General features: G+C 49.4%; 14 protein-coding genes, 1 rRNA gene and 1 riboswitch. Of the genes, 14 read left to right on the forward strand and 1 reads right to left on the reverse strand.

Annotation, left to right across the window (positions count from 1 at the left end):
• Both rrf and AC3WQ3_RS17155 read left to right on the forward strand, forming a co-directional pair.
• Positions 1-77: ribosomal RNA gene (gene rrf / locus AC3WQ3_RS17150) — 5S ribosomal RNA — on the forward strand; the annotation flags it as partial.
• A gap of 265 nt (positions 78-342) precedes the next feature.
• Positions 343-1,347, forward strand: coding sequence for a ketoacyl-ACP synthase III (locus tag AC3WQ3_RS17155; RefSeq protein ID WP_492472886.1), 1,005 nt, complete (start codon positions 343-345; stop codon positions 1,345-1,347).
• 129 nt (positions 1,348-1,476) lie between these two features.
• Here the strand turns inward: AC3WQ3_RS17155 and AC3WQ3_RS17160 are convergent, their stop codons facing one another.
• Positions 1,477-3,414: an amidase family protein gene (locus AC3WQ3_RS17160; protein ID WP_492472887.1), complete on the reverse strand. Its 1,938-nt coding sequence runs from the start codon at positions 3,412-3,414 to the stop codon at positions 1,477-1,479.
• 349 nt (positions 3,415-3,763) lie between these two features.
• Here AC3WQ3_RS17160 and AC3WQ3_RS17165 point away from each other — a divergent pair, with 349 nt between their 5' ends.
• From AC3WQ3_RS17165 to purF, 12 genes are all read left to right on the forward strand, one after another.
• Complete coding sequence (locus tag AC3WQ3_RS17165) at positions 3,764-5,893, forward strand: DNA topoisomerase III (RefSeq protein ID WP_336781496.1); 2,130 nt, start codon at positions 3,764-3,766, stop codon at positions 5,891-5,893.
• Positions 5,894-6,018: 125 nt separating this feature from the next.
• The gene (locus AC3WQ3_RS17170; RefSeq protein ID WP_167301682.1) at positions 6,019-6,156 is read left to right on the forward strand and encodes a hypothetical protein; all 138 of its coding nucleotides are present in this window, start codon (positions 6,019-6,021) and stop codon (positions 6,154-6,156) included.
• A 130-nt stretch (positions 6,157-6,286) separates the two neighbouring features.
• Positions 6,287-6,550: a DUF1294 domain-containing protein gene (locus tag AC3WQ3_RS17175; protein WP_095288452.1), complete on the forward strand. Its 264-nt coding sequence runs from the start codon at positions 6,287-6,289 to the stop codon at positions 6,548-6,550.
• Positions 6,551-6,701: 151 nt separating this feature from the next.
• Positions 6,702-7,136, forward strand: coding sequence for a universal stress protein (locus tag AC3WQ3_RS17180; RefSeq protein ID WP_095288453.1), 435 nt, complete (start codon positions 6,702-6,704; stop codon positions 7,134-7,136).
• Positions 7,137-7,404: 268 nt separating this feature from the next.
• Positions 7,405-7,506, forward strand: a riboswitch (purine riboswitch).
• A gap of 193 nt (positions 7,507-7,699) precedes the next feature.
• A complete protein-coding gene (gene purE / locus AC3WQ3_RS17185) occupies positions 7,700-8,185 on the forward strand; it encodes a 5-(carboxyamino)imidazole ribonucleotide mutase (RefSeq protein WP_336781495.1) in 486 nt (161 codons plus the stop codon).
• Positions 8,182-9,378, forward strand: a complete 1,197-nt coding sequence (gene purK, locus AC3WQ3_RS17190; RefSeq protein ID WP_492472888.1) for a 5-(carboxyamino)imidazole ribonucleotide synthase — start codon at positions 8,182-8,184, stop codon at positions 9,376-9,378. The genes purE and purK overlap by 4 nt, the downstream gene beginning before the upstream one ends.
• Complete coding sequence (gene purB / locus AC3WQ3_RS17195; protein ID WP_095288455.1) at positions 9,375-10,673, forward strand: adenylosuccinate lyase; 1,299 nt, start codon at positions 9,375-9,377, stop codon at positions 10,671-10,673. Before purK ends, purB begins: the two co-directional genes overlap by 4 nt.
• A 235-nt stretch (positions 10,674-10,908) precedes the next feature.
• A complete protein-coding gene (locus tag AC3WQ3_RS17200) occupies positions 10,909-11,781 on the forward strand; it encodes a phosphoribosylaminoimidazolesuccinocarboxamide synthase (RefSeq protein ID WP_492472889.1) in 873 nt (290 codons plus the stop codon).
• Positions 11,782-12,076: 295 nt separating this feature from the next.
• Positions 12,077-12,322: a phosphoribosylformylglycinamidine synthase subunit PurS gene (gene purS / locus AC3WQ3_RS17205; RefSeq protein ID WP_090904903.1), complete on the forward strand. Its 246-nt coding sequence runs from the start codon at positions 12,077-12,079 to the stop codon at positions 12,320-12,322.
• A gap of 4 nt (positions 12,323-12,326) precedes the next feature.
• Entirely contained in the window at positions 12,327-13,016 is a 690-nt protein-coding gene (purQ, locus tag AC3WQ3_RS17210) for a phosphoribosylformylglycinamidine synthase subunit PurQ (RefSeq protein ID WP_095288457.1), read from the forward strand.
• Positions 12,994-15,237 (forward strand): phosphoribosylformylglycinamidine synthase subunit PurL, encoded by a 2,244-nt coding sequence (gene purL / locus AC3WQ3_RS17215; protein WP_127538321.1) that lies wholly within the window; start codon positions 12,994-12,996, stop codon positions 15,235-15,237. The genes purQ and purL overlap by 23 nt, the downstream gene beginning before the upstream one ends.
• Positions 15,222-16,700, forward strand: coding sequence for an amidophosphoribosyltransferase (gene purF, locus AC3WQ3_RS17220; RefSeq protein WP_127538322.1), 1,479 nt, complete (start codon positions 15,222-15,224; stop codon positions 16,698-16,700). The genes purL and purF overlap by 16 nt, the downstream gene beginning before the upstream one ends.
• The last annotated feature ends 12 nt before the right edge of the window (positions 16,701-16,712 follow it).

Here is a 16,712-nt window from a genome sequence, read left to right on the forward strand (position 1 = left end):
CGAACACGACCGTTAAGCCCTCTAGCGCCGATGGTACTTGGACCGAAGGGTCCTGGGAGAGTAGGACGCTGCCAAGCAAAGAACCACTGCCGAAGAAACTCGGTGGTGGTTTTTATTTGTTTATAAATGTAACAAAATATAATTTTGACAGCCCAATAGCGATTAATTGGGCTGTTTTTTGTTTTTTCAGAGAACTTGTTAATTGACTCTCTCAGGTGCGACGTGCAGTAGGCATGGTTTCAATAAGGAAAAACAAAAATAAACTACTTTTTATCATTTTTTAGTACCAAGTACTAATACTTAGTGCTATAATAGTAAAAAACTAACGAGGTGATTACCGGTATGATTCAATCGAAAGCAACGATTACGGCCATGGGCACTTATGTACCGGATCGTATATTAAGTAATACTGATTTGGAGAAATTAGTTGAAACGAACGATGAATGGATCGTGCAACGAACAGGGATGAGGGAGCGGAGAATTGCCGCAGAGGATCAGTTCGTTTCTGATCTGGCAGTTAAGGCTGTGGAAGACATGATTCGGCGGTATGGAGTTGACGTTCATGATGTGGATATGATCCTCGTAGCAACAAGTACGCCTGAGTATGCATTCCCTAGCACAGCTTCCAGAGTACAGGCCAGTCTGAACATTACTCAGACAGGAGCACTGGATTTGAGCGCAGCGTGCGCAGGCTTTGTCTATGGGTTGCAGCTGGCCGATAGCATGATTACAAGTGGCATGTATCGCAAAGTGCTCGTAATCGGGGCAGAGACATTATCAAAAATTACGGATTACACCGATCGTACGACATGTATTTTGTTTGGGGATGGAGCAGGAGCGTTTCTGTTGGAACGAACCGAAGGGCAGGGCAGTGCTCTGGCAGCACTTTCCGGAACTCAGGGTGATGGTGGGTTACATGTTTATAGCAGTGGGCTTTCCTCCGAGATGAATGGGGTACCTCTTCAAGGTGACGGACGTCTTGTGCAAAACGGCAGAGAAGTGTACAAATGGGCTGTACGGCTGATACCGGAGCAATTGCCGAAACTTATCGCTAGCTCAGGCTTGCAGACGGAGCAAATCGACTGGTTCGTACCGCACAGCGCAAATATGAGAATGATTGAAGCTGTCTGCGAGCGCGGTCCTGTACCGTTGGAACGCACGCTAACCAGCATGGAGTACCGTGGAAACACATCGGCTGCATCCATACCTCTGGCCATTCAGCTGGGTGTCGATGAAGGGAAAGTGAAGCAGGGTCAGCGCCTTGCCTTATTCGGTTTCGGTGGTGGCTTAACTTATGCAGGTCTTGTGTTGGAATGGAGTGTTCCAGACACTGATTCAACGAGTTAATGTAGAAAGTTGAGATTAAGCAGGAAAGAAACTGTATCTTACTGGGATAATATAAAAAGTACACTTTCCTCCGATGTGGAGGTGAAGTGTACTTTTTGTTTATTAAGCTTTTTTAATTCCATAAAGGAGTTATGGCGTAAGTTTAGGAGCTTGGCGGTGGTGGGTTCCTTGCTCATAACTATATGCGAGTTTAATCAATGTTCCTTCATCAAAGGCACGGCCGAGGAATTCAATGCCTACAGGTAGACCCTCTGTAGTGAAGCCGGCAGGTACGGTGATAGCCGGGAATCCGGAGAATGGGCTTAGTCTGTTATTCCCGCCGGAGTTTTGACCCTCGCCAATCACGGCTGCAGCCTGGGTGGATGTAGGATAGACAATGGCATCCAGGTTATTGTCAGCCATCACTTTTAGAATAGCTTCGCGCGTGATTTGAGTACGTTTCAGTACGATGTCTTTGTACTCGGTTGTCTCCAGCGTTTCCCGTGCATCGCGTGCCTTCATGGATTGTTCCTGTGTTTTATCAAATTCACCTGAAGTGATGATCTCCGACAGACTGTGGTATGGAGCATCTTCACCAAGTGACTCCAGATAGTCGTTGAGCTGGAATTTGAATTCATATCCGCTCAAGCTTGGGTATTTGTTGATTTCGTCCAGATTCGGAATGCTAATAGGTACAGCAGTTGCACCCAGAGATTTCAATTCTTCCACTGCATTGTTGATGACATCAGCAACGGCTTTCTCTTCTGCTTTGGTGCTTGGGATCAGTTCAGTAGCTACACCAATACGCGCGCCTTTAAGTCCATTCACGTCCAGGAAGTCAGTGTAACTGGAAGGGATTTTGCCTACAGCATAGGCTGTAGCCACATCGTCCTTGTCATAACCTGCTGTAGCGTCCAGCATGATCGCAGCGTCGCTAACTGTACGAGCCATAGGGCCACCTACATCCTGAGTCAGAGCAAGCGGGATAATGCCTTCACGGCTGGATAGTCCAATCGTTGGACGAATTCCGACAAGGCTGTTGAAGCTGGATGGAATACGGATGGATCCACCCGTATCGGTACCCATGCCTGCTGCAGCAAAGTTGGAGGCAATCGCTGCCCCTGTCCCGCCGCTGGAACCGCCAGGATAGTGATCTAGTGCGTAAGGGTTCAGGGTTTGTCCACCCAATGAACTGGATGTAGTAATGCCAAATGCAAATTCATGCAGATTTGTTTTACCGAGGATAATGGCACCCGCTTCTTTGAGTTTTTTCACTTGCTCAGCGTCTTGGGCAGGCACGGAGTCCTTCAGACAGATACAGCCGGCAGTGGTAGGCATATCATTCGTATCGAAGTTGTCCTTCACAAGGACCGGAATACCATGCAGCGGTCCGCGTGCGCCTTTGGCTGCACGTTCTTCGTCCAAAGCCTGGGCAAGTTCAAGTGCTTCCGGGTTTAAGGTTAGTATGGAATTAATGCTAACTCCCTGATCATCGAATTTCTCAATCCGATCCAGATACATTTGAACCAATTCCTTAGATGTAAGCTTTCCTTGCGTCATTGCAGCCTGGAGTTCCGTAATCGTTGCTTCCTCCAGAACAAATGGTTTTATGTAGTTATAAATGCGATCTTTCAATATAGCGACATCATTTTCCGTCAGGACAGCGTTAGGTAGAAAGAGGGAATCAGTATAACCTTTCATCAACCCTGCAGCATTCAAGGCACCGATGGCACCTGCATAGCTGGATTGGTCCGGTACGTCTTTGAATGACTCTGTGGTGGACTCCAGCTTCAACCAGGTTTGAAGAGCTAGAGCAGCATCCTTACGCTGAACGGTTTTGCCTGATAGCTCGTCCATTGAAAAAGGCACACCTGCAAGTGTCGCTGCTTCTTCCAGGGCTTTAATAAATGTGGCAGACGTGGCAGGTGCCTTCCCTGCAGCTGTTGCTGCGACCGTTGTTTTGCTTGATGGGGTTGCTGCTCCGGCTGATGCCAGCGGTACGGAAGCTCCTCCCCAAGTTGTAACCATTACTGCTCCTGTCAGTAACAGAGCCCCACTTTTTTTCAATACAGATCCATGATAAGTCATGTATCCACGCTCCCTTCTGTCGCAATGATGTGTGTGATGAAACGGCTGCATATGCTTTTGTCACATTCTAATAACATGTAAGGTATTCTTACAACACTCATATTTATCCAAAAAAACGTATACAAGTTGTATTAAGGTGATTATTTCTTTCGGATGCTCTTATTTTCATTCCTAAAAGAAATTTAAGTGTTCATAAATGTGTTATATTATCTTACATACAATCTAGAACAGTAATTTATCAGGCTAATCGTTCACCTGGGATAGGCCAAGAAACGATTGGTATGAAATGATATAATGAAAGGATAGGAACGTGGGTTACAAGGTGTATGAAGAAAGGAAGAGATACGAAGTGAAAACATTGGTACTCGCTGAGAAACCATCTGTGGCACGTGAAATTGCCAGAGTTATGGGAGCGCGTGATAAACATAAGAGTTATTTGGAAGGTCCTAAATATATCGTAACGTGGGCACTTGGGCATCTGGTAGGGCTGGCGGAACCTGAAGATTACGACAAGAAGTACGCCACCTGGAATCTTGAAGATCTGCCGATCCTGCCGGAGCGGGCGAAACTGAAGGTGCTAAGAGAGACGAATCATCAATACAAGGCCGTACAGCAGCTTATGAAACGTCAAGATGTTGGTGAACTGGTCATCGCAACGGATGCTGCCCGGGAGGGAGAGCTGCTTGCCCGTTGGATCATGCAAATGGCGCAGTGGAAGAAGCCCTTCAAACGACTGTGGATTTCTTCTCAGACGGATAAGGCAATCAAAGAAGGATTTGCTTCGCTGAAGCCAGGGAGTCAGTTTGACCGTCTCTATGAATCGGCACGGTGCCGGGCAGAAGCGGACTGGATGATTGGGCTTAATGTGACACGAGCGCTGACCGTTCGATTTAATGCACAGTTGTCTGCAGGACGGGTACAGACTCCAACCCTGGGCATGATCATGGACAGGGAAAATGAAATCAATGGTTTTCGGTCACAGGAGTATGAGACATTAACTGCAGATTTTGGAGGTTTTCAAGCCGTGTGGCGGGCCTCAGGCGGAGATTCACGCATCTTTGATACTCAAGATACCCAGGCATTGAAGAAACGAGTGGACGGACGTAAGGGAACCATTGCTCAGGTCAAAAAGAGTGAAAAAGTGGAGCCGCATCCTCTAGCCTATGACTTGACGGAGCTTCAGCGTGACGCCAACCGCAAGTATGGCTTTTCAGCCAAGCAGACTTCCAACGTCCTGCAGCGTCTCTATGAGCAGCATAAGCTGGTTACATATCCGCGTACGGATAGCCGTTACCTGACATCGGACATGACAGGTACGCTGAAAGAAAGGCTGGATAGTGTAGCTGTTGGACCTTATGCATCATTGGCGCGTCCGTTGCTGCGGAAAAACTTGAATATCACCAAACGAATTGTGGATGACAGCAAGGTAACGGATCATCATGCAATTATTCCGACAGAACAGACGGTGCTGCTGAATCAGCTGAATCCGGAGGAACGCAAACTGTATGATTTGATCGTACGCCGATTTATCAGCTTGTTCTATCCAGCTGCCAGATACGATTCAGTAGCGATTACTGTGCAAGTGGGTGAAGATTCCTTCCATGTTAAAGGGACAACGGTAAAAGACAGTGGCTGGCGTGAAGTATACGGCGGCGACTACAGTGATGAAGATGATGAGCGCACAGATGAGCAGGCAGACAACGGCCGCACTCTTTTGCCAGACGTACAGCAAGGTCAGTCGGTTACCGTTCAGCGTTGTCATATTAAAAGTGGAAGAACCATGCCACCTAAACGGTACACGGAGGCAGCATTGCTCGCACAAATGGAGAAGCACGGACTCGGTACCCCGGCTACGCGTGCAGATATTATCGAGAAATTGGTCAGCTCGGATACCATCGACCGCCAAGGCAACAGCATGCATCCTACAGGTAAAGGGAAGCAATTGATTGAGCTGGCTGCTCCGCAGCTGCGCACACCTGAACTGACGGCGCGTTGGGAGGCTGAACTGGAACGGATTGCTCGTGGGCAGGGGAAACCAGGTCCTTTCCTGGAAGGCATACGTTCGATGGCTAAAGAACTGGTGTCCACTGTAAAAGGAAGCAAGGCAGAGTATAAGCCGCATAACGTTTCGAGCAGCCACTGCCCGGATTGCAATGCGCGCCTGCTTGAGAAGAAAGGGAAACGCGGCAAGTTTCTCGTATGTCCCACGGAGGATTGTGGCTATCGACGCTCGGCAGAGAAGCGGTTATCCAACCGTCGTTGTCCGCAGTGTCACAAGAAGATGGAAATGAAAGAAGGCAAAGCGGGCCTTTATGTTCAGTGTCTGCCTTGCGGAATCACGGAAGCATTGGATAAAGATAAACAGCACGTCAACAAACGCGAACAGCAAAAGCTGGTCAAACAGTATGCCAAGCAGGAATCCATCGGATCCAATCTCGGAGACTTGTTGAAAGCAGCGATGGAGAAAAAAGGGGAATAGTGCCCCTGAAAGAGTTTGGTACAAGTTGAATGGATACTGGCGAAGTCATGCTCAATAAACCGCTTCGCTTGGTGTCGTATAAGATCCCTCCTTTTCAGGCAACGTAAGCCAAGGAGGTGACACAGATGCCACACAACAAACCAGAGAAAATTCATAATCAGCAGAATAAGGACAGTATCCGCGAAGAAAGCATCGGAGCACGTCCAACCAAGGCGGGTAAAAGAGTTCCCAGCCTGAACGGTATTCCGAAACAGGAGTCTTAGGTTCTAACCGGAACGGATGATTCCATTAAACAATCTATGCGGCTCCCTTCTCGCGTTGATCATGTCCCTGCAGAGGACTATAATGGAGGAACAGGGAGATGTCCCGGGATAGGGGGACCGCTAGAATTATATGCAAACCGGACTCATATTGTGGTTTTTATTTATTAACGTGGTAGGTTATCTGGTGATGTCAGATGACAAAAAGCGGGCGCAGCGACGCCGTGACCGTACACCCGAACGGACGTTATTCCTGCTGGCGTTTATCGGAGGGGCACTTGGAGTCTGGATTGCAATGTACCGGAAAAGGCACAAAACGAAACATCCGAGCTTTACCATTGGGATTCCACTTCTGCTATTTCTGAATGCTGTAATCTATGGCTATTTTTTGAAGTAGAACCTAGGGGTGTAGACGCTGTAAAACAAGGCAAATGGTTCATATCGCATGAAGAACGTTTATAGGGTTACATGGTGCTGGTTTTAGTTTTACGTCAGACCGAAGCTTCCAGCTTCGGAGTTTCTACATATAAGGAAGGGACGGGATTTACATGTTATTCTCCAAAATTTTAGTAGCTTATGATGGATCAAAAGCTTCAAACAAGGCGCTGGATCGTGCCATTGAACTGGCTAAAGTGTCTCCGGATTCAGTCATTGATGTCATTCATGCCTTTGACTTCCCGCGCGTATTTATTGGAGAAGGACTTGCACCACTGCCACCATCTCTGAATAACGATTACTACAACCTGGCTGTGCAAACAACCGATGAAGCGAAAGAACGACTCAAAGCTGCGGGAGTTACGGCAAACGTAGACCTGATTCAAGGAGCTGCTGCTGAAGTGCTGCTGGATTACGCTAAGGAAAATGGATCGGATGTTATCGTCATCGGAAGTCGTGGACTTGGCGGCATTCGTGAATTCGTATTGGGCAGTGTCAGCCATAATGTGGTGCAGCATGCTCAAATTCCTGTATTGATCGTTAAATAATGCATAAATTTTGAGCTCCAAATATTCACTGAGCCGGCTGTCTTCATTCCATTGAAGAGAAGTCGGCTTTCTTTTATGGGATGAAATGGATATGAAGCCCAAAAGAAACACCTCAATCACGAACATTATATTTGTCAATATGTTAAATGTTCGTCTTTAAGTTGACATTAGCTGTAGGGGATTGTTAGAATGTTAGATGTGTCGATCAGGTGAGAATAAGGTCGAGTAGGAACGAAAGATGGACCAAGGTTGACCGAAATGTGTCACTTGGATTGAATAGATATTTGCTCGTATAACGCCGGGGATAAGGCCCGGAAGTCTCTACCCGGAGACCGTAAATTTCCGGACTACGAGGAGATACGGCTGAGAGTCGCATGAATATGGATGCGGACAGCAAGCCCCCTTTTGGCATGCCCAAATGAGGGATACGTATTTCTTGGAGTCCGGTGTCCGGAGAAAATGTGATGTTTTCGCGGGTAGCGGATTTTTTTGTTTCAAAAGGGAACGCGTATGGCAAGAGTCGTTGTTATCAAAATAAGCTCAGACGGGAGTTGGATGTATTCATGTCAGTGCAGGTCGCTGTAATTATGGGCAGCAAGTCGGATTGGGAAACGATGAAGCATGCGTGTGAGGTGCTGGATGAACTGGAGATCGGGTATGAGAAAAAGGTTGTATCTGCGCATCGCACACCGGATCTGATGTTTGAATATGCCGAGCAGGCTGCTGAGCGCGGATTCAAGGTTATCATTGCAGGTGCAGGCGGAGCAGCACATCTCCCTGGCATGGTTGCTTCCAAAACGATGCTGCCGGTAATCGGCGTACCTGTGCAGTCCAAGGCACTGAATGGTCTCGATTCCCTATTATCGATTGTTCAGATGCCGGGCGGCATTCCTGTCGCAACGGTAGCGATTGGCAAGGCGGGTGCTACTAATGCAGGGCTGCTTGCAGGCCAGATGATTGGTGCGTTCGATGAGGATGTCCGTAATCGCTGCGAAGCCCGCAGAGAGCGGATCAAACGTGAAGTACTCGAAAGCAGTGATGAGCTATGAGTAAAACTGAATTGAATCTTTCCGGCATGGCTGGACGTGTGCTGCTCCCAGGAAAAACAACCATTGGCGTTCTCGGGGGCGGACAGCTTGGACGAATGCTGACGCTTGCCGGGACAGCGATGGGATACCGATTTGTCACGCTTGATCCGGCGCCAGATTCGCCTTGCGGACAGGTTGCCCGCCAGATTGAGGCCGGATATGACGATGAAGCTGCAGCGCTTGAACTGGCCCGTCAGTGTGATGTGATCACGTATGAGTTTGAAAATGTGGACGCAGGTGTAGCGGGCTTGCTGGAACGTGAATCCTATGTGCCGCAAGGAAGTACGTTATTGTATACAACCCAGCATCGGTTGCGTGAGAAACGGGCCATTGAAGCTGCAGGCGTAAGAGTTGCACCTTATCGTGAGATTACAAATAAGGATACGATGCAAGCGGCCGTAAGCGAGCTTGGTGTACCATGTGTTTTGAAGACGGTAACCGGAGGATACGATGGTAAAGGCCAGCGGGTCATCCGCGAAGCGAGTCAGGCTGTACCGGCTTACGAAGAGCTTGCGGCAACCGGAGCGGAACTGGTACTGGAGCAATTTATCAAGTTTGACTGCGAAATCTCCGTTGTGGTTGCCCGAAGAACAAGTGGCGAGATCAAGACATTCCCGCCAGCGGAGAACATTCATGTGAACAACATTCTTCATGCCTCGATCGTACCGGCCAGAGTGGCTACGGACATACAGATTGAAGCCCAGAAGCTTGCAGCGGCTGTGGCAGAATCCATGCAGGCTGTTGGATTGCTGGCGGTGGAACTCTTTGTTGCGGCAGACGGAAGATTGTACGTGAATGAACTGGCTCCAAGACCTCATAATTCCGGTCATTACACGATGGAAGCTTGTGCGACGTCACAGTTCGAGCAGCACATTCGTGCCATCTGCGGGCTGCCATTAGGAGACACTACACTGTTAAGTCCGGTTGTTATGGTCAATGTGCTTGGAGAACATCTGGAAGGAATTATCGCCAGAACGGGTCAACCTGATGCAGAAGCAATGGAACTCGGTGTTATTCCCAAGCTTCACATATATGGCAAAACCGAAGCGAAAACGGGACGGAAAATGGGGCATGTCAATCTGCTCTGTCAGGACGTAGAAGAAGGATTGCAATGGATTGAACAAACTAATATCTGGAGGAATACAAATTCATGATCGAACGTTATAGCAGACCCGAAATGAGAGCCATCTGGACGGAGGAAAACAAATTCAAGTCCTGGCTGGAAGTTGAAATTTGTGCATGTGAAGCTTGGGCGGAACTCGGAGTTATTCCTAAGGAAGAAGCAGCATTGCTTCGTCAAAACGCTTCTTTTGATATCGATCGCATCTATGAAATCGAACAGGAAACGCGCCACGACGTTATTGCTTTTACACGCACGGTATCCGAGAGTCTCGGTGCAGAACGCAAATGGGTGCACTACGGACTGACATCCACGGATGTGGTCGATACGGCTCTGGGCTACGTACTGCGCCAGGCCAATGAAATTCTGGAACGCGACATCGTGAACTTTATCGAGATCTTGCGTGAGAAGGCCCTCGCTTATCAGCATACGCCAATGATGGGTCGCACACACGGGGTGCATGCCGAGCCAACAACCTTTGGTTTGAAAATGGCCCTGTGGCATGAAGAGATGAAACGTAATCTGGAGCGTTTCCGCCATGCGGCAGACAATGTGCAGTACGGTAAGATCTCCGGTGCGGTAGGAACTTACGCGAACATCGATCCGTTTGTTGAAGAGTTTGTCTGCGAGAAGCTGGGCACGAAGCCTGCGCCGATCTCGACACAAACCTTGCAGCGTGACCGTCATGCAGAATACATGGCTACCCTGGCATTGATCGCAACATCATTGGACAAGTTTGCTACAGAAGTTCGTGCACTGCAAAAGAGTGAATTCCGTGAGGTGGAAGAAGCGTTTGCCAAAGGTCAAAAAGGATCTTCCGCTATGCCGCACAAACGTAATCCGATTGGTAGCGAAAATATCTCCGGTCTGTCCCGCGTCATCCGTGGACATATGGTGTCAGCATACGAGAACGTAACACTGTGGCATGAGCGCGATATCTCACACTCTTCTGTAGAGCGTGTCATCCTGCCGGATGCAACGATGCTGCTGAACTACATGCTGAACCGTTTCGGTAACATCGTGAAAAACCTGACAGTGTTCCCTGAGAACATGAAGCGGAACATGGAGCGTACCTTCGGCGTTCCATTCTCTGGACGCGTACTGACGAAGCTGATCGACAAAGGCTTCAGCCGTGAACAGGCATATGATACCGTTCAACCACGTGCCATGCAGGCATGGGAAGAACAGCGCCAGTTCAAGGATATCGTGAAAGCCACACCGGAAATCACCGAGGTGCTGAGCGATGAGGAAATCGAAGATGCATTCAACCCGTCTTGGCACCTGAAGCATGTTGATACCATCTTCAAGAAGCTTGGTTTGACCAACTAATTAACTCCAATAAGGCTAGAGAGCAGAATGATGGACAAGCAAGGAACGGAGAGGACAGAGCAAATCTGTAGAAGCGAAGCGCTCGCCTTTATCCCCGGATTTACACTTTGGAAAAAGTGGATCAAAAAAATCCGGGGGTAACAGCGATCGAAAGATTGTTCTGTTATCGGAGTGTAGTCTGCTCCATCGCGGTTCTGTCTGTAGCCTTATATCTCCTGAAAGAAGGTGAGCCTCCATGGCACTGTCCACAGCGGCAGATCTCGTTAAAGCACCTCTGTTATACAAAGGAAAAGTACGTGAATTGTACGATCTGGGGGAACATTTTCTGATCGTGGTTACGGACCGGATTTCAGCTTTTGATTACGTGCTGGACCCAGCGGTGCCCGAGAAGGGCAATGTGCTGAATAAACTCAGCAGCTTCTGGTTTGAACTGACGAGCGACATGATGGACAACCACGTGGTTCATACGGACGTCAACCGGCTCGGTGATCTCATTGTGGACCCTGAGCTTCTGAAAGATCGCATTATGGTAACACGCAAAGCCGAACGCATCGATATCGAGTGTGTCGTACGCGGATACATTACTGGCGGCGGATGGAGACAATATGAGAATAGCGGAGAGGTAAACGGCATCAAACTGCCGGAAGGACTTCGCAAAAACGCCAAACTCGAAAAACCCATCTTCACTCCGGCTGCCAAAAATGATGTAGGCCATGATGAAGACATCCCGATGGACCGCATGAAAGAACTGGTTGGCAATGAGCTCGCAGTTGAACTTCAGGAAAAAAGCCTGCGTCTGTACGAGTTTGCTAGGGATTATTGTGATCAGCGTGGCATTATTCTCGCAGATTGCAAATTCGAATTCGGTATCGTCGATGGCAAGGTCATCCTGATCGACGAAATCTTCACCCCGGATGCTTCACGCTTCTGGGCAAAAGAGAACTACGCACTAGACATCGAGATCGACAGCATGGACAAGGAGCCGGTGCGCACCTATCTGGCAGGAACCGATTGGGACAAAAACAGTAAGCCTGACCCGCTGCCACAAGCGGTGGTGGAGGCAACAACAGCAAGATACGTCGATATTTATAAACGTTTAACAAAATAATTAATTGTTTTCACATAATGGTCAGGCTTGACCATAACCCACCGTGTAACGTAAAAGAATTAGGCCTTTCAAAAAAACGCCGCATGGACTAGCGGAGGGGCGGAATTGTTCTTAAAGGAGCGATAGCGTTCGCCTTTGTCCCCGGGTTTTGACCGCAGAGCGGGCCAAACAATTCAGAAAAACCTGGGGACAACAGCGACCGGAAGAACAATCCGCCCCGGAGCACGCTCCCAAAGCCCTTTTTTAACAGCATAAAGCATTTATCCCGTTCATTACTGAGGAGGAACATAGGATCATGATCAAAGCAACCGTCTATGTCACTATTAAGCAAAGCGTACTCGACCCGCAAGGAGTAGCCGTTCAAGGTGCCCTGCACTCGATGGGATTCAATGAAGTGGAAAGTGTACGGATCGGTAAAGTCATGGAACTGAACCTGGATACAACTGATCGCGCAGAAGCGGAAAAACGTTTGACTGTGATGTGTGAGAAGCTGCTGGCCAACACCGTTGTTGAAGATTACCGCTACGAATTGGAGGGTTAATCCCATGAAATTTGCAGTTCTTGTGTTCCCTGGCTCCAACTGCGACATTGACTGTTACAAGGCAGTGGAAGATGCCATTGGGCAAGAGGTTGATTATGTATGGCACACGGCAACGGATCTTTCGGCGTATGACTGTATCCTGGTTCCGGGTGGTTTCTCCTATGGAGACTACTTGCGTTGTGGGGCGATTTCCCGCTTCGCACCTGTAATGAATGAGGTAGCCAAAGCTGCTGAACAAGGCAAATATATTCTGGGGATCTGCAACGGATTCCAGATTCTGACTGAAGCCGGATTGCTTCCGGGTGCGTTGATTCGCAATATGTCACTGAAATTCCGTTGTCACGATACGGTATTGAAAGTAACGAATGCAGATACACCATTTACACGTGATTATGCACCTGGGGAAGAGATTATCATTCCGATTGCTCACGGTGAAGGTAATTATTACTGCGATGAAGAGACGCTCGCGAGCTTGCAGGCGAACAACCAGATCGTATTTACGTACGGCAGCAACCCGAACGGTTCCCTGGGCGATATCGCAGGAATCTGTAATGAGGGTGGAAACGTGGTTGGCATGATGCCGCATCCGGAGCGCGCGGTGGATTCACTGCTGGGCTCGGAAGACGGCAAACGAATGTTTACATCTATTTTGAAAGCATGGAGGGATCGACATGACGCAGCAGCTATCCGCTAAGGAACCGACGGCAGAACAGGTCGCAGAACATAAACTTTACGCACAAATGGGCGTGTCGGACAGCGAGTATGAGCTGATCTGTGAATTCATGGGACGCAAGCCGAACTACACTGAAATTGGTGTATTTAGCGTTATGTGGTCCGAGCACTGTGCATACAAAAACTCCAAGCCGCTGCTGCGCCGTTTCCCAACCAGTGGACCGCGTGTCCTGATGGGACCAGGTGAAGGTGCCGGGATCGTTGACATTGGTGACAACCAGGCTGTTGTTTTCAAAATTGAAAGCCATAACCACCCTTCCGCGGTAGAGCCTTATCAAGGGGCAGCAACAGGCGTGGGCGGTATCATCCGTGATATTTTCTCCATGGGTGCAAGACCGGTAGCCCTGCTGAACTCGCTTCGTTTCGGGAAATTGGAGAGCGACCGCGTGAAATACCTGTTTGAGCATGTCGTATCCGGTATTGCCGGATATGGTAACTGTATCGGGATTCCAACGGTAGCCGGTGAAGTGATGTTCGACGAAAGTTATGAAGGCAATCCACTCGTTAATGCCATGTGTGTAGGCTTGATCGATCATGACAAAATCCAGCGCGGTGTAGCCAAAGGCGTAGGAAATCCAGTGTACTATGTTGGTCCTCCAACGGGTCGTGATGGAATTCACGGTGCAACGTTTGCATCGGTAGAACTGACAGAAGAATCCGAATCCAAGAAGACAGCGGTCCAAGTCGGCGACCCGTTCATGGAAAAACTCGTCATGGAGTCCTGCCTTGAACTGATCGACACGGGTATCGTACTTGGTATTCAGGATATGGGTGCAGCTGGCCTGACTTGCTCCAGTGCGGAGATGGCAAGTAAAGCCGGTAATGGTCTGGAACTGTATCTGGATCAGGTACCGCAGCGCGAAGAAGGCATGACGCCTTATGAGATGATGCTGTCCGAGTCTCAGGAACGGATGCTGTTCGTGGTTGAGCCGAAGGATGAGGCGCAAGCAATGGAGATCTTCGAACGTTGGGGCGTAATCTGTGCAAAAGTCGGTAAAGTTACCGATGACGGACGTCTGAAGCTGTACCATCACGGCGAAGTGGTTGGGGATATGCCAGTGAAGGCATTGGTCGATGAGTGTCCAGTGTACAACAAGCCATCTTCTGTACCGGCTTACTACGAGCAAAGCGCTTCAATCGACACGCTGCGTTACGATGAAGTGTCGGATCTCGGCGGTGCGTTGAAACAGGTATTGGCTTCGCCAACGGTAGCAAGCAAAAAGTGGGTTTACGATCAATACGACTACATGGTTCGTACAAGTACAGCCGTTCGTCCGGGTTCAGATGCTGCCGTGGTAACGATTCGCGGAACACGCAAAGGTCTGGCGATGACAACGGACTGTAACGGACGTTATGTCTATCTGGATCCTGAAGTGGGTGGCCGCATTGCAGTTAGTGAAGCGGCTCGTAACATTGTATGTTCCGGTGCGGAGCCACTGGCGATTACGGACAACCTGAACTTCGGTAACCCGGAGAAGCCGGACATTTTCTGGCAGATGGAAAAAGCCGTTGACGGTATGGCAGAAGCGTGCCGTGTACTGGATACGCCGGTTATTGGTGGTAACGTGAGTCTTTATAACGAAAACGCCAAAGGCTCAATCTATCCAACGCCAGTAGTCGGTATGGTAGGTCTCGTTCATGATACGGATCATATCACGACACAGGGATTCAAATCCGAAGGTGATGTGATCATCCTCCTCGGTGAGACCAAAGCGGAGCTGGGTGGCAGCGAGCTGCAATACGCGGTTCATGGCAAAACGGAAGGCCGTCCGCCGCAGCTTGATCTGAACACGGAGAAAGCATTGCTCAGCACCGTGCTGGAAGCTATCCAATCCGGACTTGTTCGCTCGGCACATGACTTGTCTGAGGGCGGATTGGCTGTAGCTTTGGCTGAATCCTGCATCAGCGGCAACGTGGGTGCACAGGTGAATGTGGAAACTGCACTGCGTGCGGATCATGCACTCTTCAGTGAGAGTCAATCCCGCATTCTGCTGTCCGCTTCGCCGGAGCAAGCAGGCAAACTTGAAGCATTTGTACGTGAGCGCGGTGTACCCGTAGCTGTTATTGGACGTGTGGAAGGAAGCAACTTGACGATCGAATTGAACGGAACATCAGCCGTGAACGAACCCGTAGGAGGTTTGGCTCAGGTCTGGGAGGATGCGATTCCATGTCTCATGAACTGACGACAGGACAGTGGTGGACAGGCGATTATTATAACGAAGGGTCCGGTAAGGAAGGACTCGATAAATTAAAGGAAGAATGTGGCGTATTCGGGGTGTTCAGACACCCTGATGCTGCTTCGCTCTCCTATTATGGACTGCATGCGCTCCAACATCGGGGCGAAGAAAGTGCAGGTATGTGTGTGAGTGATGGTACCCAGTTTAACTACCATCGTGGTATGGGTCTGGTGAAGGAAGTCTTCACCAAAGACCTGATGCAGACCTTGTCTGGTGATATTTCCATCGGTCACGTTCGGTATTCCACGAGCGGCGACAGTAAACTGACCAATGCACAACCCCTGGTTTTCAAGTATCGTGACGGGGATCTGGCCGTTGCCACGAACGGGAATATCGTGAATGCACCAACGATTCGCCGGGAGCTGGAGCAGAGCGGGTCGATCTTCCAAACGACTAGCGATACGGAAGTTATTGCGCATTTGATTGCACGTTCATCGAAGGGCTTGGTGGAAGCAGCAAAAGATGCCTTCCAACGTATTGTGGGCGGTTATGCATTTCTGATCATGACCAACGACAAGCTGCTGGTGGCTTCTGATCCGCACGGTCTGCGTCCGCTGACGATGGGCAAGCTCGGAGATGCATATTTGTTTGCATCCGAAACGTGTGCACTGGAAACGATCGGCGCAGAATTGATTCGCGATATTGAACCTGGTGAACTGCTGGTGCTCGACGCAGATGGTCTGCACGAGGATCGCTTCGATCATCACAAGCACCGCAAGGCACTGTGTGCGATGGAATATATTTATTTTGCCCGTCCGGATAGTGACATGAACGGGGCCAACCAGCATGCTGCCCGGAAGCGGATGGGTGGACGCATGGCGATTGAATCTTTTGTGGATGCTGATCTGGTAACAGGTGTACCGGACTCCAGTATTTCCGCGGCAATTGGATATGCTGAGCAAACCGGTATTCCATACGAGATGGGCATGATCAAGAATAAATACACCGGACGTACGTTTATCCAGCCAAGCCAGGAATTGCGTGAGCAGGGCGTGAAGATGAAGCTGAGTGCCGTGCGCCGTGTGGTTGAAGGCAAACGTGTTGTTATGATTGATGATTCCATTGTACGGGGCACCACCTCACGCCGGATTGTGAACATGCTGCGAGATGCCGGAGCAACCGAGGTGCATGTACGTATTACATCGCCTCCATTTAAAAATCCATGTTTCTACGGCATTGATACGCCTGACAGCCGTGAGCTTATTGCCTCGCAGCTGTCGGTGGAGGAAATCTGCCGTGAGATCAACGCGGACTCTCTGGCGTTCCTCAGTCCCGATGGACTGATTGCATCCATTCAGGGAGATAATCAGGATGATTACAAAGGCGGGCTCTGCCTCGCTTGCTTCGATAATGATTATCCAACCAACCTTGACTTCGGTGGCGAAGAGAAATTTGGCTGCAGCTGTTAGGAGGTCAGGCTT

This window comes from Paenibacillus sp. FW104-T2 (assembly GCF_058789975.1).

Excerpts from the sequence above, each read along its gene's own strand:
- AC3WQ3_RS17155 (WP_492472886.1), top strand. The coding sequence starts at position 343 with ATGATTCAATCGAAAGCAACGATTACGGCCATGGGCACTTATGTACCG.
- AC3WQ3_RS17160 (WP_492472887.1), bottom strand. The coding sequence starts at position 3,414 with ATGACTTATCATGGATCTGTATTGAAAAAAAGTGGGGCTCTGTTACTG.
- AC3WQ3_RS17170 (WP_167301682.1), top strand. The coding sequence starts at position 6,019 with ATGCCACACAACAAACCAGAGAAAATTCATAATCAGCAGAATAAGGAC.
- AC3WQ3_RS17175 (WP_095288452.1), top strand. The coding sequence starts at position 6,287 with ATGCAAACCGGACTCATATTGTGGTTTTTATTTATTAACGTGGTAGGT.
- AC3WQ3_RS17180 (WP_095288453.1), top strand. The coding sequence starts at position 6,702 with ATGTTATTCTCCAAAATTTTAGTAGCTTATGATGGATCAAAAGCTTCA.
- purE (WP_336781495.1), top strand. The coding sequence starts at position 7,700 with ATGTCAGTGCAGGTCGCTGTAATTATGGGCAGCAAGTCGGATTGGGAA.
- purK (WP_492472888.1), top strand. The coding sequence starts at position 8,182 with ATGAGTAAAACTGAATTGAATCTTTCCGGCATGGCTGGACGTGTGCTG.
- purB (WP_095288455.1), top strand. The coding sequence starts at position 9,375 with ATGATCGAACGTTATAGCAGACCCGAAATGAGAGCCATCTGGACGGAG.
- AC3WQ3_RS17200 (WP_492472889.1), top strand. The coding sequence starts at position 10,909 with ATGGCACTGTCCACAGCGGCAGATCTCGTTAAAGCACCTCTGTTATAC.
- purS (WP_090904903.1), top strand. The coding sequence starts at position 12,077 with ATGATCAAAGCAACCGTCTATGTCACTATTAAGCAAAGCGTACTCGAC.
- purQ (WP_095288457.1), top strand. The coding sequence starts at position 12,327 with ATGAAATTTGCAGTTCTTGTGTTCCCTGGCTCCAACTGCGACATTGAC.
- purL (WP_127538321.1), top strand. The coding sequence starts at position 12,994 with ATGACGCAGCAGCTATCCGCTAAGGAACCGACGGCAGAACAGGTCGCA.
- purF (WP_127538322.1), top strand. The coding sequence starts at position 15,222 with ATGTCTCATGAACTGACGACAGGACAGTGGTGGACAGGCGATTATTAT.